A 19953-nucleotide genomic window follows, 5' to 3' on the forward strand; every position below is an offset into this window, starting at 1 on the left:
GTCCATGCGACCGGACGCCGTACACAGGGTGCTCGACGCCGAGCTGACCGCCGCGCGGGCCCGCAGGGGCGGTGAACCGCCGCGCGTGCTCGACGTCGGCGGTGGCAGCGGCGTGTGGGCCGTGCCGCTGGCCGTGGCCGGGTGCACCGTGACGGTGATCGACCCGAGCCCCGACGCGCTGGCGACGTTGCACCGCCGTGCGGCCGACGAAGGCGTGCTGGACCGCGTCACCGCGGTCCAGGGCGACACCGACGCGCTGGACCGGGACGCCTCGGCGGACCTGGTGCTGGCGCACGGTCTGCTGGAGGTCGTGGACGACGTCGGCGCCGCGCTGGCCGCGCTGGCCGCCGCCGTGACCCCGGGCGGCGCGGTGTCGTTGCTCGTGGCCAACCGGTACGCGGCCGTGCTGCACCGGGCCATCGCCGGCCGGCTGGTGGACGCGCGGCGGCTGCTGGACGACGAGGCCGGTCAGCTCGTCGGCACGCGCGACCCGCTGCTGCGCCGGTTCGACGTGGCCGGTTTGGAGGCGCTGGTGGTGGCCGCGGGGTTGAAGGTGGAGCTGGTCCAGGGCCACGGCGTGGTGTCCGACCTGGTGCCGGGGGCCGTGCTGGAGGCCAACCCGGGCGCCGCGGAGGCGTTGGCCGAGCTGGAACTGGCCGCGTCGACCCGCCCGCCGCTGCGCGACGTGGCAGCCCGCTTGCACCTCCTGGGCCGAAAGCCGGCCTGAGTGCGGTAGAACGGAGTCCTCCGCCGCCTACCGCAGAGGACCCGCCATGGGAGACCCGCACTTAGCCGGGGCCGGCTGATGGCCGCCACCGCGCCCGAGGACCTGGAAGACGAGGTGCGCGCCGCCGTCGCCGGCGACCGCCGGGCGGTCGCGTCGCTGCTGGCCGCCGTCCGCCCGCTGGTGGTGCGGTACTGCCGCGCCCGCGTCGGTGGTCAGGAGCGATCGTCCACGTCGGCCGACGACGTGGCCCAGGAGGTGTGCCTGGCGCTGTTGACCGCGTTGCCGACCTACAAGGACCACGGCCGGCCGTTCCTGGCGTTCGTGTACGGCATCGCGGCGCACAAGGTCGCGGACGCGCACCGCGCGGCGTTGCGCAACCGGGCCGAGCCCGTGCCGGAGGTGCCCGACGGCCCGGACGACGAGCGGGCGGGCCCGGAGCAGTCGGCGTTGCGGGTGGAGCTGGCGCAGCGGATGGGTGAGCTGCTGCGCCTGCTGCCGGACAAGCAGCGGGAGATCCTCGTGCTGCGGGTGGTGGTCGGGCTCACGGCCGATCAGACCGCCGCCGCCGTCGACGCCACGCCCGGCGCGGTCCGGGTGGCGCAGCACCGGGCGCTGACCCGGCTCCGAAGAGAGATCGAACGACCCTTGATCACGCAGCGCACCCAGTAGCGGGTCTCCACTAGTCCGATTGGGGGCTAAACGCGGCCATTCGGGGTAACTTCATATGAGTCGCGTCATCCCCGTGTGCGGCCGGCGTCGCGTTCGCATGTGCCCCCGAGGGGCGTCCAGCGCGCGGACGCCAAGGAGCTCGCGATGGCGGCGATGGTGGTTGGTTTGTCGGTTGTTCCGGGACTCAGGTCGGTGATGTCGGTTCAGCGCGAGGACGTCGTGTCCTCCTCGCCGGCACGGGTGGAAGGGGGACCGGAGGCGCACGTCGAAGGGGCGGTCCGCGGCGACCGGCGGGCGGTCGACGCGTTGCTGGCCGCGATCAGGCCCGTGATCGTGAAGTACTGCCGGGCCAGGGTCGGGCACGGGCAGCGGGCGTCGGCGTCGGCGGAGGACGTGGCCCAGGAGGTCTGCCTCGCCGTGCTGAAGGCGTTGCCCAACTACCGCGAGCAGGGCCGGCCGTTCATGGCGTTCGTGTACGGGATCGCGGCGCACAAGGTGGCCGACGCGCACCGCGCGTCGGCGCGCAACCGCGCCGAGTCCGTGCCGGAGCTGCCCGACAGCGCGGGTGTCGAGCCGGGGCCCGAGCAGCGGGCGTTGCAGGGCGAGCTGTCCGAGCGGATGGGTCAGCTGCTCGGCGTCCTGCCTGCCCGGCAGCGGGAGATCCTGGTGCTGCGGGTGGTCCTCGGCCTGTCCGCCGAGGAGACCGCCGAGGCGGTCGGCTCGACGCCCGGCGCCGTGCGGGTGGCCCAGCACCGGGCCCTGACCCGGTTGCGCAAGGCGTTGGACGAGGCCCGGCACGACGCTTGACGGCGTTCAGTGCCGCCAGCGGGTCAGCGCGGCGACCTCCTCCGGTGGGCAGTCGGCCAACCGGGCGATCTCGCCGCGCCGCACGTCGGCGATCGTCGCGGCGAACTCCGCGCCGAACGCCTCGGTCAGCGCCTCGTCCGCCTCGAACGCCGCCACGGCGTCCTCCAGGCACGTCGGCAGGCGCTCGGCCTCCGGCAGCGCGGCCGGGTCGACCCCTACCGGCTCGGGCAGCCGCGCCTGCTCCACGATCCCGGCCAGGCCCGCCGCCATCGTGGCCGCCACCACGAGGTACGGGTTCGCCGACAGGTCGTAGCACTTGACCTCCAGGTCGCGACCCGCGACCAGGCGCAGCGCCGCCTCCCGGTTCTCCAGGCCCCACACGGCGAACGCGCCCGCCCAGTGGTGCGGCACCAGCCGCAGGTAGCTGGCCACCGACGGCGCGCCGATCGCGCACAGCGCCGGCAGCCGGCGCAGCACACCCGCGGCGAACGCGTCGGCGTCCTCGGTCAGCCCGAACCAGCTCTCGCCGCCCTCGAACAGGTTGCGGCCGTCGCGCCACAGGCTCAGGTGCAGGTGCCCGCCGTTGCCGACGCCGTCGGCGGTGACCTTCGGCGAGAACGACGCCCGCAGGCCGTGCCGCAGCGTGATGGCCCGGATCGTCTCCCGCACCAGCACCGACGTGTCCGCCGCGTGCACCGGGTCGTCGGCCGTGGTGGACAGCTCGAACTGGCCCGGCGCGTACTCGGGGTGGAACTGGAGCACCTCGACGTCCTGCTCGGCCAACGCCGACAGCAGGTCCGCGGCGTAGTCGGACAGCTCGACCTGGCGGGCGTGGCCGTAGGCGGGCCCGGTGGTGGCGGGCCGGAACTCGTCGGTGTCGCCCTGCCCGACGACCCACTCCACCTCGAAACCCGCCTGGACCTCGTAGCCGTGCACGGTGAGCCGGTCGGCCACGGCCCGGGCCAGGCCGCGCTCGTCCTGCGGGTGCGGCTCGCCCTGCTGGTCGAAGCGGTCGGCCGGCGCCCACGCCCAGCCCGGCTGGCCCGCCAGCACGGTGAGCCGGTCCAGGTCCGGGTGCAGCCGCAGGTCGCCGACGGGCCCGCCCGCGTGCCGCCCGGCGACGATCGTGTCGTCCAGCAGGAACGCGTCGAACACCGGCGACGCGCCGACACCGTCTGCGGCGGCTCTGGGCAGCCCCGCGAGCGGCACGGACTTCACCCGCGTGATGCCGCTGTGGTCGACCCAGGTCAAGGCGACCGCCACGACGTCCTGCTCCAGCAGGTCGTCCACCATCTCGGCCGCCAGCGCACGTCGGTGTTCCCGCTCCGCGGTGTCCATCGTGCGTGGTTACACCAGGTCACTACTGTTCAACAAGTGGACCATCTGCTGCCGTGCGTGGCGTCGTTGCGCCTCGTGGACCACCACTGCCACGGGGTGCTGGGCGTTGACCTCGACCGGGACGGCTTCGAGTCCAACCTGACCGAGGCCGAGTCCGCGTCGCCGTTGGGCACGTCGTTGTTCGACTCGTCGTTGGGGCTCGCGGTGCGGCGCTGGTGTGCGCCTTTGCTGGACCTGCCGGTCCTCGCGCCCGCCGACGAGTACGTGGCGCGGCGGCGGTCGCTGGGCGCCGCCGAGGTGAACCGGGCGTTGGTGTCGGCGGCGGAGATCTCGACGTTCCTGGTGGACGACGGGGTGTGGCCGGAGGGCTTCGCGGGGCCCGCCTCGTTCACCGGTTCGCGTGAACATCGCGTGCTGCGGCTGGAGCGGGTGGCGGAGGACGTCGTGCCCGAGGGCGCCTCGGGGTTCCCGGCGCGGGTGCGGGAGGCGTTGGACTCGTCGTCCGCGGTCGCGGCCAAGTCGATCGCGGCCTACCGGGTGGGGCTGGACCTCGACCCGGCACGGCCGGCGGACGCCGAGGTGGTGGCGGCGGCGGACCGGTGGCTCAGGTCCGGCTCGACGCGGTGCGCGGACGAGGTGATCAGCCGGTTCGTGGTGTGGGAGGCGCTGGACCGGGGGCTGCCCGTGCAGTTCCACGTCGGCTTCGGGGACGCGGACCTGTCTCTGCACGAGTGCGACCCGGCGCTGCTCACGGGCCTGCTGCGGGCGACGGCGCCGCTGGGCGTGCCGATCATGCTGCTGCACAACTACCCGTTCCACCGCAACGCCGGCTACCTGGCGCAGGTGTTCCCGCACGTGTTCGTGGACCTGGGGTTGGCCACGCACTCGGTGGCACACCGGGCGAGCCGGGTGATGGCGGAGGCGTTGGAGATCGTGCCGTTCGGGAAGTTCCTGTTCTCCACCGACGCGTTCGCGCTGGCCGAGCTGTACTACCTGGGCGCGTTGTTCTTCCGCCGCGCGTTGTCGGACTTCCTCTCGGCCGGTCTGAGGGACCATGCTTTCGCCTTGGCGGACGCGGAGCGGATCGCTCGCCTGATCGGGTGGGAGAACGCGCAACGGGCCTACCGCTTGGAGTAGAGTCTCGAACGGGTGTTCGGTTCTGGACGGGGGTGGTCGTGGGCCGCAGCGCGAACCTGCCGCGCGGTCTGGTCGATCGCTTCCTCGCCCGCGGCGACGTCTGGCCGGACGACACCGGCTGCTCGATGCTGCACGTGGACATGGACGCCTTCTACGCGTCGGTCGAGATCCGCGACCGGCCGGAGCTGGCGCGCAAACCGGTGGTCGTGGGCGGCACGGCGAACCGGGGCGTGGTCGCGTCGGCGAACTACATCGCCCGCGAGTTCGGCGTGCGCTCCGCCATGCCGACCTCGCACGCGCGCAGGCTCGCGCCGCACGCGGTGTTCGTGCCGCCGAACTTCGCCCGGTACCAGGAGGTCTCGCGCGGGGTGATGTCGATCTTCCGCGACATCACGCCGCTGGTGGAGCCGTTGAGCCTGGACGAGGCGTTCCTCGACGTGAGCGGGGCGTTGAAGCGGATGCGCGCCACCCCGGGCCAGATCGCGAAGCTGATCCGCGAGCAGGTCGAGGAGGCGCACGGGATCACCTGCTCGGTGGGCGTGGCGCCGACGAAGTTCCTGGCCAAGCTCGCGTCGGGGATGTGCAAACCGGACGGGTTCATGGTCGTGCCGCGCGACGAGGTGCTGTCGTTCCTGCACCCGTTGCCGGTGTCGGCGCTGTGGGGTGTCGGCCGGCGGACGGCCGAGAACCTGGACCGGGTGGGGTTGGAGACGGTGGCGGACGTGGCCGCGACGCCGTTGCCGCGCCTGCGCAGGTTGATCGGCGTGGCGTTGGCCGAGCACCTGCACGCGTTGGCGCAGGGGCACGACGACCGGCCGGTGGTGCCGTCCACGCGGGAGAAGTCGATCGGCGCGGAGGAGACCTTCGAGGTCGATCACTTCGACCGGGAGTTGCTGCGCCGGGAGCTGCTGCGGCTGTCGGAGCGTTCGGCGGCGACGTTGCGGTCGCGTGGGCTGCGCGGGCGCACGGTGTCGATCAAGGTGCGGTTCTCCGACTTCACCACGATCACCCGGTCGAAGACGTTGCGGGTGGCGACGGACGTGACCCAGGAGGTCTACAAGACGGCGTCGACCCTGCTGGACGAGCAGGTGCCGCCGGGGGCGGTGCGGTTGATCGGCGTGCGGATCGAGCAGCTGGTCGAGGGCGACGACGGCGAGCAGTTGATGTTCGACGCGCCGGAGCGCGGCTGGCGCGAGGCGGAGCAGGCGGCCGACCAGGCGCGGTCGAGGTTCGGCACGGCGGCGATCCGCCCGGCCTCGCTGCTGGGCCAGGGACCGACCAGGTCGGGGCACGACGAGCCCAAGCCGGAGCGCGGCGACTGATCGCGCGTTCGGCTTCCCGCCCCCGTTGCCCGCGCCGTTCGGGTGGTCGCGGGCCTGATCGGGGCCTCGCACGTCGATCACCCGGCACAGTGGGGGGCGTGGATCGGTTCTGGGGTCTGCTCACACCCTCCGAGCACGAGGTGCTCCTGGCGACGGGTGTCGAGCGCGACTACCCGTCCGGCGCCGTGGTCTGCTACGAGGGCGAGGTGACCCGGCACGTGCTGGTCGTGCGCCGAGGCCTGCTGCGGGTGACCGCGACGACGGCGAACGGCAGCGAGAAGGTGCTGGCCGTGCGCGGGGCGGGTGACATCGTCGGCGAGCGTTCGGCGGTGGACGGACGGCCGCGTTCGGCGACCGTGCGGGCTCTGGGCGACGTGCGGGCGCTGGTGCTGTCGGCCGCTTCGTTCGCCGGCCTGTGCCAGCGGTACCCGCGCATCGCGTGGTCCGTGCTGATCGTCGTGGTGTCGCGGCAACGTGACACCGACCGCCAGCGCGTGCAGATCAGCGGCACGGCGACGCAGCGGGTCGCCGCCGTGCTCATCGACGTGGCGTTGCAGCGGGGGATCGCCGACCAGGGCGCGATCGCGTTGAGCCAGGAGGAACTCGCGGGGATCGCGGGCACGTCGCGGGAATCGCTCGTGCGGGTGCTGCGCGGGCTGCGCGAGGAGGGCATCATCAGCACCGGGCGGAGGAAGATCGACATCCACCAGGTGAGCAGGCTCTACGACTTCACCAACTGATTTCCCCTTGTGCGTCATCTGACGCAGAACTCGGGCGGCGGAACTCCTACAAATGAGTCATCAGCCGAGTCCAGAGGGGGAGTCATGAACCACATCGAGGAGCCTGCCAGGTCCCGCCGGCGGTTCACCGAACGCCTCGCGAGCACTCTCGTCTTCACCGCCGTCATGGTGTGGGCGGCCGTGGTTGTCGTCGTCAAGTCCGAGCTCGACGGTGTGGTCGCGCTCGCCGTCTCGTTCGTGCTCGCGGGTGGCCTGGTCGCCGTCTACGACGCCTGGCGCGAGGTCCGCTCCGTCCGCCGCGAGCTGGACGTGGAGATCCACGAGGACCTCGTCCGCCTGTAAGACCACGCGGTGGCCAACGAGGGGTGGCCGCCGTTCGCTGAGGCCTTCCGCAGACGGTCGGGTCTGCGGAAGGCCTCCTTTCATTCTGTCCGCCGGGAAGTTGTCCACAGCCCACCGAGTTGTCCACAGTTCGCGATCTCCCCATCGACCACCCCACCCGAACCGCCGATGGTGGACACATGCGAACCACCATCGACCTGGACGCCCTGGGCGGTCTCTTCCCCCACCGCGTCGCCACTGCGTCAGAGCTCCTGAGCCTGGGTCTGCCGAGCGGGGAACTGGCCGTCCGCTGCCGGCCGCGCGGCCCGTGGCAGCACGTCCTGCCGGGAATCCTGCTCCTGGCCCGGACACCGCCGACGCGTGCGCAACTGGTCCGCGCGGCCCTCCGCTACGGCGGCCCGCGAACCCTGCTCACCGGCGTGGACGCGCTGCAACTGCACGGCTTGCGAGCCCTGCCGGCCACCGGCCCGGTCCAGATCCTCGTCAACCGCGCCCTCGAACCGGCCGCGAAGGTCCGCATCACCCGGGTCCGCTGTTTACCCGACCCGGTCCTGCGCCGAGGCTTCCTGACCGCACCACTGGCCAGGGCCGCCATCGACACCGCGAGGTCGCTGAACCAACGTGACGACGTCCGAGCCGTGCTGACCGAGGTGGTGCGCCACGGCGGAGTCCCGGTAGCCGAGCTCAAGGCAGGACTCGCCAGGTCCTCGGAACAGGCCAGGCAAGTCCTCTCCGAACTGGCCGACGGCGTGCGGTCGGTGCCCCAAGCCTGGGCCAAAGCGGTCCTGGACGACCTTCCCCTGCCACCACCGACCTGGGGTGTCCCCCTGGCCAGCGCGGAAGGTCGTCCCCTGGGCATCGCCGACGCCTGGTGGAACGACCGCGCCCTCGCCTGGCAGTTCAACACCCCAACCCCCGGGGCCGACCTCCTCGAAGCCGCCGGCGTCGTCGTCCTCCACACCACCCCCTCCCGCCTCCGCCAATCACCGACCGCCGTAGCCCAGGACCTACTACGCGCCTCCACCCAAGCCACCACCCGCCCAAGGCCGCTGATCACCCCAACCCACCTCCCACTCCCAAGGAGGCCCCAACCCCACCCCTAACGCCAACCGACCAACCCCACACCGACCAACCCCACACCACCCATTCCCGGCCACCCATTCACCCAACCTCTGGCCACCAACCTCCCAACCGCCGCCGGCGCCCCGACCAGCTGCGGCCGACCCCGACCGCTTGCAGCCGTCCCCGACCGCCCGGCTGCGGCCCATCCCCTGACCACCGACCACCGACCACCGACCACCGACCACCGACCGCGAGCCCGATCCAGATCCACCCGGCGCACGCCAAGCCCGTTCTCATCCTCAGCCTGCCGACCCGACCTCGACCCGACCTCGACCCGGTGTCGACCCCGAACGAGAGGAGAGCAGCGTCCAGTCCAACGTGACCCCGCGCCCTGCCCACCCCTTTTCACCGACCACGGCCCGCAAGCCGGCCACCACCGGAATCGGAGGTGAGGAGCCAATCTCGACCGGCCTCGGCGTCGCAGCCACCATCCATCGCCCGAGAACACTCAACGCAAGGTGGCGAACACCTAGAGCCAACAAGGAGGTGCGTGCGCGTGGGGTCGGTTCGTGGTTCCGTACCCGGCCTGTGTCGCCGCCCGCTGCGGTGGTGCGGGGAGGCGGAAGGCCGGTGGCAGGTTGTGATCTTGGTCTCTGCGGGCTCGGCCAAGGGGGTGCTAGCTCGGTTACAGAGCGTATGCAAAGGGTTCGATCGTGGGACGCGAAGAAGGGTGAAGGGGTGTTGGCGCCCGTTCCGGGGCCGCAGTTGGGTAGTCGTAGGCCCTCGATCACCCTCGCAGGGGAGTGAACATCGGAGCTTTCTCAGGCCTTGACAGTTGACGTCGAGGCACCTTCTGCGACCTCACGGTGGTCTGACCGTTGACCCGTGAGGATGATGGTGACAGAACGAACCGCTTAGGGGCACGGACTGGGTAGTCGCCAAGCCTCGCGAATCGTATCCTGGTTGTGACGCCCCCCGGGCGGGGCGTCCGCCGGGACCGGCGGCAACCGTGATTACCCGGCGCCCGCGACCGCTGTGCCGGAGGAGGAGCCATGCCACTCTCCGAGCACGAGCAGCGACTGCTCGACCAGATCGAGCGCGCGCTCTACGCCGAGGACCCGAAGTTCGCATCCACTGTGCGCGGTGCCAAGCTGCGCAAGCCGTCCCGACGGCGTCGCATCCAAGGCATCGCGTTGTTCGCCGTGGGTGTGGCACTGCTGGTGACGGGTGTGATGCTGCCGAAGCTCGCTGGTATCCCGGTGGTGAGCGTGGTCGGCTTCCTGCTGATGTTCTTCGGCGTACTGCTCACCGTGACGACGTTGCGTCGTGGTGACCAGGGTGCCGAAGAGCCCAGCGAGGAGGGAAGCCGGCCCAGCCGCAGCTCGTTCTCACAGAAGATGGAAGAACGTTTCCGTCGCCGTTTCGAGGACGAGTAGTCCACGCGACAGCCCCGACTGAACGACTGAACAACGCAGACGGCCCGCCCCGGGAACCTCCGGGGCGGGCCGTCTGCGTGCCTGCCCGGCAAGGGACCGGACTCCCAGGCGAGGCCGGCCCTGAGGCCCGACGCAACGGGTGCGGCCCGTGCAAGGAAAGAAGCCCGGTGCAACCCGGTGCGAGGGGAGAGGGCCGGCGCGAGGCAGAGGGCCGGTGCAAGGGGAGGCCCGGCGAAAGGCCGAGGGCCGGGGGAAGTCCCCGGCCCTCGGACCGTCACACCACCGTTCAGCGTCCCCTGATCACTCGTCCGCGTTCTGCTCCACCGGCGGCTTCGGCTGGAGCACCGACCGGGGCAGGACCTTGGCCTTCAGCGCCAACGGCGCGTTGCGGCTCAGGCTCTGGCGCACGTTGTCCACCGCACCGGGCAGCGACGGGTCCGCCGCCGCCTGCGCGCTGTACCAGGACCGCTCCACCGCGCCCACGACCGCACGCAGCCCGTCCCGCCCCTGCTCGTCCAGGTTGTGCGCCCGCACCAACCGCCGTGCCGCCACCCGCACGGTCTCCGTGCGCGGCACGCGCGTACCCCGGTCGACGGACTCCGCGACCAACTCCTGCCAAGCCGCACTCGCGGCATCCGGGCCCAACCCGGCCACCGCGCGCAACCGCTGCTGCCGTCGCCAAGTCCGCACGGCCGCAGGCGTCGCCACCGCCAACGCCACCACCAGCACGGCCGCCAACCACCACGACAGCAGCGCCACCGCCAACGCCAGCACGACCGCCCAACCCACCAACGCCGCCACCAACGCCGCCGGACGCAACCACCCCGGCGAACGCGACCCCGGCCCCGCAGACCCGGGCCCCGCCGACCGCGGCCCGCCGAACCGCACAGCCACCGTCGCCAGCAACGCGAGCAGCCCGACCACCCCGAGCGTCACGAAGTGCCACGTCGGCGTCGACTCCTCCGTCGACGTCGTCCCGTCCTGACCCAACGCGTCCGGCACGGCCGACGCGGACGCCGACGTGCCCGGAGCCACCGTCGTGGTGGTGGTCGCCGTCGCACTCGCGCTGGGGCTGTCCTCCTCGTCGTCCGGGTTCAGGCCGGAGATGTACGGCGGGGTCGCGCCCCGACCGTCCACCAGCGGCGTCGGGTCGAACGTCATCCAGCCGTAGCCGGCGAAGTAGATCTCCACCCACGCGTGCGCGTCCTGCGACGTGATCGTCTGCACGTCACCGGTCGCGTACCCGGCCGTGAAGCCGAGCGCCACCCGCGCCGGGATGCCGACCGCCCGCGCCATGATCGCCATCGCCGACGCGTACTGCTCGCAGAACCCCTCCTTGCCGTTGAACACGAAGTCTTCCAACGCGTCGACCGACGTGCGCGTGGTCGAGGTCTGCACCTTGTACTCGAAGCCCTGCGTGCCGTCGGTGAAGTACCGGTACAACGCGGTCGCCCGGTCGAACTGGTTGTCGTGCCCGGCCACGATCCGCCGCGCCAAGTCCGCCACCCGGCCCTCGACGCCCGGCGCGTCCAGGTACGCCGAGTCGATGTCCACCTGGCCGCCGACCTTGCGCAGCGTGTCCGCCGAGGGCGTGTCGAACACCGTCTCCAGCGTGTACTCCCCGGACTTGCGCGGCCGGACGCTGTAGACCATCCCGCGCTCCGGGTCGAACCTCCAGTTGTCGTCGACCTCCTGGAGGCCGCGCGGTCGCCCGTACACCGGCAGCCAGTTGTCCACCCAGTCCACCGGCTCGATCCGGACCTTGGTGGCCCTGCCGTCGCCCGGATCGCCGGGCTGCTCGGGCAGCGGGCCGTTCGCGGGCACGCCCTCCGGCATGTTCCCGCCCAGCTCCCAGCCCTTGTCGGGCACGTACTGGCGCAACGTCATCGCCCGCAGGTACGCCGAGGTGCCCGGCATGTCGCGCACCCGGAACAGCTCGCGCGGCGCGCCCTGGTTGAGCATGCCGCGCAGCTGCGTCATCGGGTCGATGCCCAGCCCGCCGCTGCCGCCGCCGACCTCCCCGCCGGTGCCCGGCAGCCGACCGACCGTGCCGACCAGGGTCAGGCCCGCGCCCGCCAGCAGCGCGACCACCACGGCCAACCCGGCCACCGCCGTCGCCGCCGGTCCCGACCCGCTCTGCCCGCCACTGGGCAACCTGCCGCGCCAAGCCTCGTGCCGGTGCTGCCCGTCCACGGCCAGCAGCAGCGCGAACGCCCCCGCGCCGAACACGAACGTCCACAGCGGCAGCATCTCGTCGGCCAGCGACGCGGGCACCGCGAACACGCACAGCAGCACCAGCCCCGACGCCGCGGGCGCCGCCAGACCGACCGCCAGGGTGTCCACCAGGATCGCGACCAGCCCGATCGCCACCATCACCAGGCACCGCATGGCCGGGCTGTCCGGCACGGGCGGCACGCCGGTCTGCACCTCGGTCATCGCGTCGCCGAGCACCGCCACCAGGTCCTGCAACGACTGCGGACCGGGCAGCACGACGAGCACACCGCTGCGGGTGAAGATCGTCACCAGCAGGCACGTCAACGCCAGCACCTGCCCGAGGGCGACCAGCGGCGCGGCGGCCCGCGTCGCGCGCAGCAGCACGCCCGTGCCACCGACCACCGCGATCGCCACGGCCAGGTACACCAGCCACAGCACACCGTCGAGCACGCTGGACAACGCCGTCGCGGCGCACAGCGTGGCCAGCCCGGCGACCGCGGGTGTCGCGTTCACCACCCAGTTGTCGTTGCCCACCGCGCCCGTCCTGCCGGTCACCTAGCCCACCTCCGTGCGCACCACGGGGCCGCGGTTGCCCGCGCTGTGGCACAGCTCCTGCCAGACCTGGCCCATCGGCGTCGACGGCCGCGCCACGACCACGCCCCACCCCGCGCCGCTCAGCAACCGCTGCGCGTCGGCCGGGTCGGGCGCCGGCTCCTCGGACGCGGAACCCCACGCGGCGACGTCCATCACGACCGCCAGGCTGCGCATGCCGCGCGGCCGGTTGCGGACCAGCGCGTCCACCACGGCGGGCGTGCTGCCGCCGAGGATCGCGATCACCTCCTGACCCGCGCCGGGGTCCAACCCCGTGGCGGGCTCACGGCGGTGCGACGGCGTCAGCGCGGCCAACGCGTCCAGCACCACCGAGTCGCTGTACCCGCTGTTGCCCGGACCGCCCGCCAGCACCCGGCCGTCGTCGCCGACCAGGCGCACCTGGTGGCCGTACCGGTGCAGGTGCAGGCAGATCGACGCGGCCAGCGAGACCGCCCACTCCAGGCTCGCGCCAGGACCGCTGCCCCGGTGCGCGACCAGCCGGTGGTCCAGGAGCACGGTCGTGCCGCCGCGCCAGGGCCGTTCCTCGACCCGCACCATCAGCTCGTCCCGCCGCGCGGTCGAGCGCCAGTGCACCTTCCGCAGGTCGTCGCCGTGCCGGTAGGGGCGGACCACCGCGTCGTCCTCGCCCTGTCCGGCGCGCAGCCGGATCGAGCCGTCGTCGCCGGAGCCCATGCCCGAACCGGTGGGCAGGCCGGTCAGCCCGACCACCCGCGGCACGACGACGAGCCGGCTGCGACCCGCCATCTCGCGGTCGAACTCGGCGAGGCCGAACGGGTCGGTGATCCGCGCCATCAGCGGACCCACCTGCTGGACGCCGCGCATCACCGGCTTGAGCGGGTAGCGCAGCACGGTCACGACGTTGCGCGGCAGCCGTTCCACCACGAACCGCGGGCGCGCGCCCAGCGCGTACGGCACCGCGTCCTCCAGCAGCAGCCCGCCGGTCGGCAGCCGTCCGGCGCTGCGCAGCTCCACGCGAACGTCCGTCGCCGTGCCCACCTGGACCCGGCTGGGGTTCAGCAGCCGGGTCGCGTGCAGGCCGACCCTGGCCCGCTGCGCCAGCCAGGCCGCCAGCAGCGGCAGGGCCACCACGAACGCCGCCACGCGCAGCAGGTCGCGCTCGTTGAGCACGATCGCGCACAACCCGGCCGCGAACCCCGCGGCCAACAGGCACCGGCCCCGGGTGGTCAGCCCGGACAGGGCTCCGCGCATGTCAGCGGTGGTTGTTCGGGTTGACGTTGTGCAGGAACTGCCCGGTCGGGTCCAGCGCCGCCTGCGGCACCGGCACCCGCTGCAGCAGGTTGCGGACCAGGTCGGCCGACGACCGGCGGGCGGCCTGCGCCTCCGCGGTCATCACCAGGCGGTGCGCCAGCACCGGCACGGCCACCGCGTGGATGTCGTCCGGCACCACGAAGTCGCGACCGGCCAGCGCGGCCTGCGCCCGTGCCGCCCGCACCAGCTGCAACGTCGAGCGCGGCGACGCGCCCAGCCGCAGCTCGGGCAGCCGCCGGGTGGCGCCGACGAGCTCCACCGCGTACCGGCGGATCTCCGGCGACAGGTGCACCCGCCGCACGACGTTGACCAGCCGCAGCACCTGCTCGGCGTCCGACACCGGCCGCAGGTCGGCCATCGGGTCGTGGCCCGCGTGCTCGTCCACCATCGCCAGCTCGGCCTGCGGGTCCGGGTACCCGATGGAGACCCGCGCGGTGAACCGGTCGCGCTGCGCCTCGGGCAGGGCGTAGGTGCCCTCCATCTCGATCGGGTTCTGCGTGGCGATCACCATGAACGGCGCGCCGAGCGGGTAGGTCTGCCCGTCGACCGTGACCTGGTGCTCCTCCATGCACTCCAGCAGCGCGGACTGGGTCTTCGGCGACGCGCGGTTGATCTCGTCGCCCACCACGATGTTCGCGAACACCGGACCGGGGCGGAACTCGAAGTCGTTGTCCTGCCGGTTGTAGATCGACACGCCGGTGATGTCGCTGGGCAGCAGGTCCGGGGTGAACTGGATGCGGCTCACGGTGCAGTCGATGGACCGGGCCAGCGCCTTGGCCAGGGAGGTCTTGCCGACGCCCGGCACGTCCTCGACCAGCAGGTGGCCCTCGGCCAGCAGGGTGACCAGCGCGACCCGGACGACGTCCGGCTTGCCGACGATGACCTTCTCCACGTTGGCGGCGATCCGCCCGACCGTGGCGTGCAGCTCCCCGAGCGCTTCTTCCCGGACCGGCGGCACGTGGTTGGTGTGCGCGGCGCGGTTGTCGGCCCCGCCGACGGGGTTCACCTGGTTGCCCGCCGGCGCGCCGCTGCCCCCGTAGGAGTGTTCTGGCAGCGCGGCTGGCTGTGTACTCGGAGTCACTCGACCTCCTGGAGCAGGGCGCGGCCCTACCGCGACCGGTTCGCGGTGGCGGTGAGCGTTTCACGCAGTGTGTCAAACCAGGGCGAAGCGCCCTACACCGATTGAACAGTTTCGTGCTCGTGGGTTCCACGGCCGGCCGAGCCGGCCGGTTCACCGCACCCCACCACCATTCCCCACCCGGGTCGCCGGCGAACCGGTTTTGCCCGATTTCACTGGGCCATCCGGGTGGAGTTCGGGCAGGTTCGCCTCACCCGCGGAGGTGGTCGCGGTCGGCGTCCCCCACCACGCTCCACGGTGGACATCTTCGCTCTACCTGCGTAAACGCCTCGGCGCAGGCCGTGCAACCACCCGTTTCAGCGTTGACTGTGGTGAAAAGTGGGGTACTGTGGCGGCCGGTGGGGCAGACGGGGGCTCCACTGCCGGTCGGAAGTGAATCTTCCGGCGTCGGGAGGTGGGCGCCGTGTTCCTGGGCACGCACTACCCGAGGCTGGACGACAAGGGCCGACTGACGCTGCCTGCGAAGTTCCGGGACGCGCTAGCGGGGGGTCTCATGGTCACCAAGGGCCAGGACCACTGCCTCTACGTGTTCCCCCGGGCGGAGTTCGAGCAGATGGCGCGCAAGGTCGCGGACGCTCCTTTCACCAACGAGGCCGTCCGCGCCTACCAGCGCTACCTGTTCGCGGGGACGGACGAGCAGCGGCCGGACGGCCAGGGCCGGGTGTCGATCGCACCGGAGCTGCGGCGGTACGCGGGGCTGACCAAGGAGTGCGTGGTCATCGGCGCGATCAACCGGCTGGAGATCTGGGACGCGCAGGCGTGGCAGCGCTACCTCGAGGAACACGAGGACAGCTACGCCACGGCGCGCGAGGAGGTGCTGCCCGGCGTCTTCTAGATCGGCTGGAACGGCCGTTTGCTTCGAGGTTTCGGGTGCCGTGAGGCCTCGGTCCGCTCGGCTTTCGGCCCTGGCGCACCTTCCCCGGCGCCAGGTCCGACGGGCGGGCGGGGACCTGACGACACCCGAATTTCTTGTCTTTGTGAGGGGGGACCATCGAGGGAGGGGACATGGTGGAGCGGGCGCGTCACGTGCCGGTGCTGCTCGACCGCGTCCTGGACCTCCTGGCCCCCGCGTTGGCCGATAGGGACGCCGTGTTCGTCGACTGCACGCTCGGCCTGGGCGGGCACTCCGAAGCGGTGCTGCGGGCGCACCCGCGCGTGCGGCTGGTCGGGCTCGACCGCGACCCGCAGGCCATCGAGCTGTCCCGGCGCAGGCTGGCGCCGTTCGCCGATCGCGTGGAGTTCGTGCAGACCACGTACGACGGGATCGCCTCGGCGGTCGGCGGCGCGAAGGTCGACGGGATCCTGATGGACCTCGGGGTGTCCTCGCTGCAACTGGACGCCGAGGAGCGCGGGTTCGCCTACTCCAAGGACGCGCCGCTGGACATGCGGATGAGCGCGGGCACCGGCATGACGGCGGCCGACGTGCTCAACACGTACTCGGTGGACGACCTGACCCGGATCCTGCGCGACTACGGCGAGGAGCGGTTCGCCCGCAAGATCGCCGGCGCCGTGGCGCGGGAGCGCGAGCGGGAGCCGTTCACCACCAGCGGTCGGCTGGTCGAGCTGCTCTACGACGTGGTGCCCGCGGCGACCCGCCGGACGGGTGGCCACCCGGCGAAGCGGACGTTCCAGGCGTTGCGCATCGAGGTGAACGAGGAGCTGGAGTCGCTGCGCCTGGCGCTGCCCGCCGCGCTGTCGGTGCTGGCCGTCGGCGGGCGGATCGTCGTGGAGTCCTACCAGTCGTTGGAAGACCGGATGGTCAAGCGGGCGTTCACCGCCCTGGCCACGTCGACGTCACCGCAGGACCTGCCGGTCGAGCTGCCCGGGCACGGTCCCCAGCTGCGGATGGTGACCAGGGGCGCGGAGCAGGCGAACGAGCAGGAGATCGAGGAGAACCCCCGGGCCGCCTCCGTGCGGCTGCGGGCGGCGGAACGCATCCGGGAGGCGACATGACGGCGCCGGCGAGGTCCGGTGGCGGTGTGCCGTCCCCGACCAGGTCGTCCAAGCCCCGTGAGCGCGCGCTGAAGGCCGTGCCGGCGGAGCGCCGCCGTTCGGCCGCGGCGGAACGGGCCTACGCGCGGCGTGCGCAGCGCACGTCGTCGAAGCGCCGCACTTCGGTGACCCGTCAGCCGACGGTGGCGCCCAAGGCGCCGTTCGTGGTGATGGTGATGGTCGTGCTGGGCGTCGGCATCGCGGCGATCATGTGGCTGGCGACCGCGGCGACCGCGGACTCGTACCGGTTGCAGGACGCGCGGGCCGAGGAGACCAGGCTCGCCCGGCAGGTCGAGCAGTTGCGGCGGGAGGTCGCGCTGGCCGAGTCGCCGCCGGGCCTCGCCGACGCCGCGACGAAGCTCGGCCTGGTCCCGGCGGGCGATCCGGCGCGGTTGCGGCAGCTGCCGGACGGTTCGATCGAGGTGTACGGCAAGCCGTCCGCGGTGCAGCCGCCGCCACCGCCCACGTCGTCCACCACGCCGCCCGCGCAGGACCCGGCCGGGCAGCAACCGCCCGCCGGCGACCAGACCGGACAGCAGGCGGGCGGGCAACAGCCACCGCAAGGCTGACCGCGGGCTCGCGGAACCACAGGCGTGAACAACCAGTGCGACAGCCGGTACCAGGAGGTCAGTGATGCCGGGGCCCAGCCGGGGCAGACCCGTGCGACGCCCGTTGTCCGTCCGGGGACCCGCTCCCCGCGCGCGGCGCGGGGGCAACAGCCGGGTCCGCATCGCCGTGGGCCGGCTGCTGCTGGTCGGTGCGCTCCTGCTGGCCGGGATCAAGCTGGTCCAGGTCCAGGGCTTCCAGGCGGAGGCGTTGTCCGCGCAGGCCGAGCAGCAGCGCGCGACGAAGATCGACATCCTGGCGCAGCGCGGCTCGATCCTGGACCGCAACGGCAACCAGTTGGCGTTCAGCGTCGAGGCACGCGCGCTCTACGTCGTGCCGCAGCGGATGCGGGCGGAGTGGGCGAAGGCGCTGGAGGACGACCCGGACATCGGCAGCTTCGAGGACCGGATCGCCGACATCGCCGCGTTCATCGAGCAGACGCTGGGCAAGGAGGTCGCCGGGCAGAAGACGGACCGGGACACCATGCTCGCGAAGCTGTCCCAGGACACCACGTACGTGGAGCTGGTGGACAACGTCGACCCGGGCAAGGCCGCCGTCATCACGGAGAAGTACTACAACGTCGGCTCCGAGGCGCGGGCCGTGCGCGTGTACCCGAACGGCGAGCTGGCGTCGAACATCATCGGCGCGGCGAACTGGCGCAAGGACGCGGAGCCGCCCGCCACGCACGGCCTGCTGGGGTTGGAGATCGCGCAGGACAACCTGCTCGCCGGCCGCAACGGGCTGCGCGTCGTGGACACCATGCAGGGCAACGACGACGTGGTCATCCCGGGGCCGGGCCGGTCGCAGGAGCTGGCCGCCGCCACGCCCGGCAAGAGCCTCGAGCTGACGCTGGACCTGGACACGCAGTACGCGTTGCAGCGCATGGTCACCGACTACACGGCCCGGACGGCGGCGCGCAGCGGCTCCGTGGTGGTGCTGGACAGCCGGACCGGCGAGATCCTGGCGATGGCCAACGACAAGACGTTCGACCCGAACGACTTCGGCAAGGCCTCCGACGACCAGAAGCGCAACGTCGCGGTCACCTCGGTGTTCGAGCCGGGTTCGGTGAACAAGGTCGTGACCGCCGCGACGGCCATCGAGGACGGCGTCTACCAGCCGGACAGCGTGCTGCGGGTCGACGGCAGCATCGAGGTCGCCGACCGGGTGATCGGCGACTGGTGGGAGCACGGCCTGCTGGACATGACGTTCACCGGCGTGTTCGCGAAGTCCTCCAACGTGGGCACGTTGATGACGGCGCAGAAGATCGGCCAGGACCGCTACTCGGACATGCTGCGCAAGTTCGGCTTGGGCGAGCGGACCCAGTCCGGGCTGCCCGGCGAGGAGCCCGGGTACGTGCCGCCGTTGAAGCAGTGGTCCGGTTCGACGTTCGGCAACCTGCCGATCGGGCAGGGCCTGAACATGACGTTGCTGCAGATGACCGGGATGTACCAGGCGATCGCGAACGACGGGGTGCGCATCGCGCCGCGCATCGTGCGCGCCGAGGTGTCGGCCGACGGCAGCCGCAAGGAGATCGCCCCGGCGGAGAGCGAGCGGGTCGTGTCGCCGCAGACGGCGAAAACGGTCCGCGACATGTTCCGCGCGGTGGTGCAGAAGGCGCCGGGGTCGGACTCGGCGCTGCAGAGCGGCACGGGCACGCCGGCGGCGCTGCCGGGGTACCAGATCAGCGGCAAGACGGGCACGGCGCAGCAGATCGACCCGAAGTGCGGCTGTTACAGCAGTTCGCAGTACTGGATCACGTTCGCCGGCATCCTGCCCGCCGAGGACCCCCGGTTTGTGGTCGGCATCATGCTCGACAACCCGACCGGGAGCCCGCAGTCGGCCGCGCCCCTGTTCCACGACGTCGCGTCGTACCTGGCGCAGCGCTACCAGATCCCGATGTCGGCCGAGCAGAGCCCGATCGTGCCGCTGGTGCGGTGACGTCCGGTTCCTGCCAACGCCGGTGGCGCCGGGTCGCCGCCGATTAGCGTTTCCGGCATGGCAGAACTCGGCCGGCCGGCCCCGGTGGCAGTGGCGGGCGTCGTGATGGTCGCCTTGGCGGCGTGCGGTTCCGGTTCCGGTGACGTGGCCGGTTCACCACCGGGACCGGTCTCGTCCACCTCGTCACCAGCGCCGTCGCCGACCGGGGGCAAGTCCCTCGTCGAGGTGTGCTCGGACCTGAACGCGTTCGCCACCGCCGCCGGTCCCGTGTTCGACCTGGCCGTGATCGCGCTCGCCGACGGGGAGACCCCGGAGGAACGGCGGACGGTGAACGTCTACGTCAGCAGCATGGCGTTGCACGGTGTGCTGTTCGCGGACCACCCCGAGATGGGCCACCACTTCAGCGCGGTCGCCTTGGCGGCGGCCGACGCGAAGCGCAAGCTGGACGGCGGCGTGCCCGCCGTGGACGCGATCGCGGCGTTGAACGACGAACCGACGACCGCCGCCCGCGAAACCGCGGTCGCTTACCGGGGCGAGTGCTGATCGGCGTCGTTCCACCGCCCGCAACCCGCCTGCACCGCCCCTAAAGTGCAAAAGGATTCAG

General features: G+C 72.3%; 18 protein-coding genes. 14 read left to right on the forward strand and 4 right to left on the reverse strand.

What is annotated here, in order from left to right; genetic code table 11:
* Window positions 1-4: 4 nt before the first annotated feature.
* The 3 genes from AB0H12_RS06730 (at window position 5) to AB0H12_RS06740 (ending at window position 2203) form a co-directional block, all read left to right on the forward strand.
* Window positions 5-727, forward strand: a complete 723-nt coding sequence (locus tag AB0H12_RS06730) for a class I SAM-dependent methyltransferase (protein WP_499621347.1) — start codon at window positions 5-7, stop codon at window positions 725-727.
* Between the two features lie 78 nt (window positions 728-805).
* Complete coding sequence (locus AB0H12_RS06735; RefSeq protein ID WP_499621348.1) at window positions 806-1396, forward strand: sigma-70 family RNA polymerase sigma factor; 591 nt, start codon at window positions 806-808, stop codon at window positions 1394-1396.
* 195 nt (window positions 1397-1591) lie between these two features.
* Window positions 1592-2203 (forward strand): sigma-70 family RNA polymerase sigma factor, encoded by a 612-nt coding sequence (locus tag AB0H12_RS06740; RefSeq protein ID WP_499621349.1) that lies wholly within the window; start codon window positions 1592-1594, stop codon window positions 2201-2203.
* 6 nt (window positions 2204-2209) lie between these two features.
* Here the strand turns inward: AB0H12_RS06740 and AB0H12_RS06745 are convergent, their stop codons facing one another.
* Window positions 2210-3541: a glutamine synthetase family protein gene (locus AB0H12_RS06745; RefSeq protein ID WP_499621350.1), complete on the reverse strand. Its 1332-nt coding sequence runs from the start codon at window positions 3539-3541 to the stop codon at window positions 2210-2212.
* 36 nt (window positions 3542-3577) lie between these two features.
* On the opposite strand from AB0H12_RS06745, the gene AB0H12_RS06750 reads away from it, so the two are divergent.
* From AB0H12_RS06750 to AB0H12_RS06775, 6 genes are all read left to right on the forward strand, one after another.
* Entirely contained in the window at window positions 3578-4678 is a 1101-nt protein-coding gene (locus AB0H12_RS06750; RefSeq protein WP_499621351.1) for an amidohydrolase family protein, read from the forward strand.
* 38 nt (window positions 4679-4716) lie between these two features.
* Window positions 4717-6000: a DNA polymerase IV gene (locus AB0H12_RS06755; RefSeq protein WP_499621352.1), complete on the forward strand. Its 1284-nt coding sequence runs from the start codon at window positions 4717-4719 to the stop codon at window positions 5998-6000.
* A 98-nt stretch (window positions 6001-6098) separates the two neighbouring features.
* Window positions 6099-6740 carry a Crp/Fnr family transcriptional regulator gene (locus tag AB0H12_RS06760; RefSeq protein ID WP_499621353.1) on the forward strand — a complete coding sequence of 214 codons (642 nt, stop codon included), beginning with the start codon at window positions 6099-6101 and terminating at the stop codon, window positions 6738-6740.
* Window positions 6741-6824: 84 nt separating this feature from the next.
* Window positions 6825-7082 carry a hypothetical protein gene (locus AB0H12_RS06765; RefSeq protein WP_230570232.1) on the forward strand — a complete coding sequence of 86 codons (258 nt, stop codon included), beginning with the start codon at window positions 6825-6827 and terminating at the stop codon, window positions 7080-7082.
* Window positions 7083-7261: 179 nt separating this feature from the next.
* On the forward strand, window positions 7262-8185 hold the full coding sequence (locus AB0H12_RS06770) for a hypothetical protein (RefSeq protein WP_499621354.1): 924 nt from the start codon (window positions 7262-7264) through the stop codon (window positions 8183-8185).
* 1011 nt (window positions 8186-9196) lie between these two features.
* A complete protein-coding gene (locus AB0H12_RS06775) occupies window positions 9197-9580 on the forward strand; it encodes an SCO2097 family morphological protein (protein WP_033437744.1) in 384 nt (127 codons plus the stop codon).
* A 300-nt stretch (window positions 9581-9880) separates the two neighbouring features.
* On the opposite strand, the gene AB0H12_RS06780 is transcribed toward AB0H12_RS06775, so the two are convergent.
* The 3 genes from AB0H12_RS06780 to AB0H12_RS06790 are packed head-to-tail and all read right to left on the reverse strand — an operon-like array spanning window position 9881 to window position 14756.
* Window positions 9881-12349, reverse strand: coding sequence for a transglutaminase TgpA family protein (locus AB0H12_RS06780; protein WP_499621356.1), 2469 nt, complete (start codon window positions 12347-12349; stop codon window positions 9881-9883).
* Complete coding sequence (locus AB0H12_RS06785) at window positions 12350-13615, reverse strand: DUF58 domain-containing protein (RefSeq protein ID WP_499621357.1); 1266 nt, start codon at window positions 13613-13615, stop codon at window positions 12350-12352.
* Window position 13616: 1 nt separating this feature from the next.
* Complete coding sequence (locus AB0H12_RS06790; RefSeq protein ID WP_499621359.1) at window positions 13617-14756, reverse strand: AAA family ATPase; 1140 nt, start codon at window positions 14754-14756, stop codon at window positions 13617-13619.
* A 460-nt stretch (window positions 14757-15216) separates the two neighbouring features.
* Here AB0H12_RS06790 and mraZ point away from each other — a divergent pair, with 460 nt between their 5' ends.
* The 5 genes from mraZ to AB0H12_RS06815 all read left to right on the forward strand — a co-directional run bounded on the left by mraZ (window position 15217) and on the right by AB0H12_RS06815 (window position 19892).
* Complete coding sequence (mraZ, locus tag AB0H12_RS06795; RefSeq protein ID WP_053715381.1) at window positions 15217-15648, forward strand: division/cell wall cluster transcriptional repressor MraZ; 432 nt, start codon at window positions 15217-15219, stop codon at window positions 15646-15648.
* Window positions 15649-15818: 170 nt separating this feature from the next.
* On the forward strand, window positions 15819-16766 hold the full coding sequence (gene rsmH / locus AB0H12_RS06800) for a 16S rRNA (cytosine(1402)-N(4))-methyltransferase RsmH (protein WP_499621360.1): 948 nt from the start codon (window positions 15819-15821) through the stop codon (window positions 16764-16766).
* Window positions 16763-17374, forward strand: a complete 612-nt coding sequence (gene ftsL / locus AB0H12_RS06805) for a cell division protein FtsL (RefSeq protein WP_499621361.1) — start codon at window positions 16763-16765, stop codon at window positions 17372-17374. The genes rsmH and ftsL overlap by 4 nt, the downstream gene beginning before the upstream one ends.
* Window positions 17375-17438: 64 nt before the next feature.
* Window positions 17439-19349 carry a peptidoglycan D,D-transpeptidase FtsI family protein gene (locus AB0H12_RS06810; RefSeq protein WP_499621364.1) on the forward strand — a complete coding sequence of 637 codons (1911 nt, stop codon included), beginning with the start codon at window positions 17439-17441 and terminating at the stop codon, window positions 19347-19349.
* 57 nt (window positions 19350-19406) lie between these two features.
* Window positions 19407-19892: a hypothetical protein gene (locus AB0H12_RS06815; RefSeq protein ID WP_499621366.1), complete on the forward strand. Its 486-nt coding sequence runs from the start codon at window positions 19407-19409 to the stop codon at window positions 19890-19892.
* Window positions 19893-19953: the final 61 nt, after the last annotated feature.

It is taken from the genome of Actinosynnema sp. NPDC023794 (assembly GCF_040639675.1).
GTDB lineage: Bacteria > Actinomycetota > Actinomycetes > Mycobacteriales > Pseudonocardiaceae > Actinosynnema > Actinosynnema luteola.

Coding starts and splice junctions, on each gene's coding strand:
- AB0H12_RS06735 (WP_499621348.1), top strand. CDS start 806: ATGGCCGCCACCGCGCCCGAGGACCTGGAAGACGAGGTGCGCGCCGCC.
- AB0H12_RS06745 (WP_499621350.1), bottom strand. CDS start 3,541: ATGGACACCGCGGAGCGGGAACACCGACGTGCGCTGGCGGCCGAGATG.
- AB0H12_RS06785 (WP_499621357.1), bottom strand. CDS start 13,615: ATGCGCGGAGCCCTGTCCGGGCTGACCACCCGGGGCCGGTGCCTGTTG.
- AB0H12_RS06730 (WP_499621347.1), top strand. CDS start 5: ATGCGACCGGACGCCGTACACAGGGTGCTCGACGCCGAGCTGACCGCC.
- AB0H12_RS06770 (WP_499621354.1), top strand. CDS start 7,262: ATGCGAACCACCATCGACCTGGACGCCCTGGGCGGTCTCTTCCCCCAC.
- AB0H12_RS06775 (WP_033437744.1), top strand. CDS start 9,197: ATGCCACTCTCCGAGCACGAGCAGCGACTGCTCGACCAGATCGAGCGC.
- AB0H12_RS06810 (WP_499621364.1), top strand. CDS start 17,439: ATGCCGGGGCCCAGCCGGGGCAGACCCGTGCGACGCCCGTTGTCCGTC.
- AB0H12_RS06740 (WP_499621349.1), top strand. CDS start 1,592: ATGTCGGTTCAGCGCGAGGACGTCGTGTCCTCCTCGCCGGCACGGGTG.
- rsmH (WP_499621360.1), top strand. CDS start 15,819: ATGGTGGAGCGGGCGCGTCACGTGCCGGTGCTGCTCGACCGCGTCCTG.
- AB0H12_RS06815 (WP_499621366.1), top strand. CDS start 19,407: ATGGCAGAACTCGGCCGGCCGGCCCCGGTGGCAGTGGCGGGCGTCGTG.
- AB0H12_RS06765 (WP_230570232.1), top strand. CDS start 6,825: ATGAACCACATCGAGGAGCCTGCCAGGTCCCGCCGGCGGTTCACCGAA.
- ftsL (WP_499621361.1), top strand. CDS start 16,763: ATGACGGCGCCGGCGAGGTCCGGTGGCGGTGTGCCGTCCCCGACCAGG.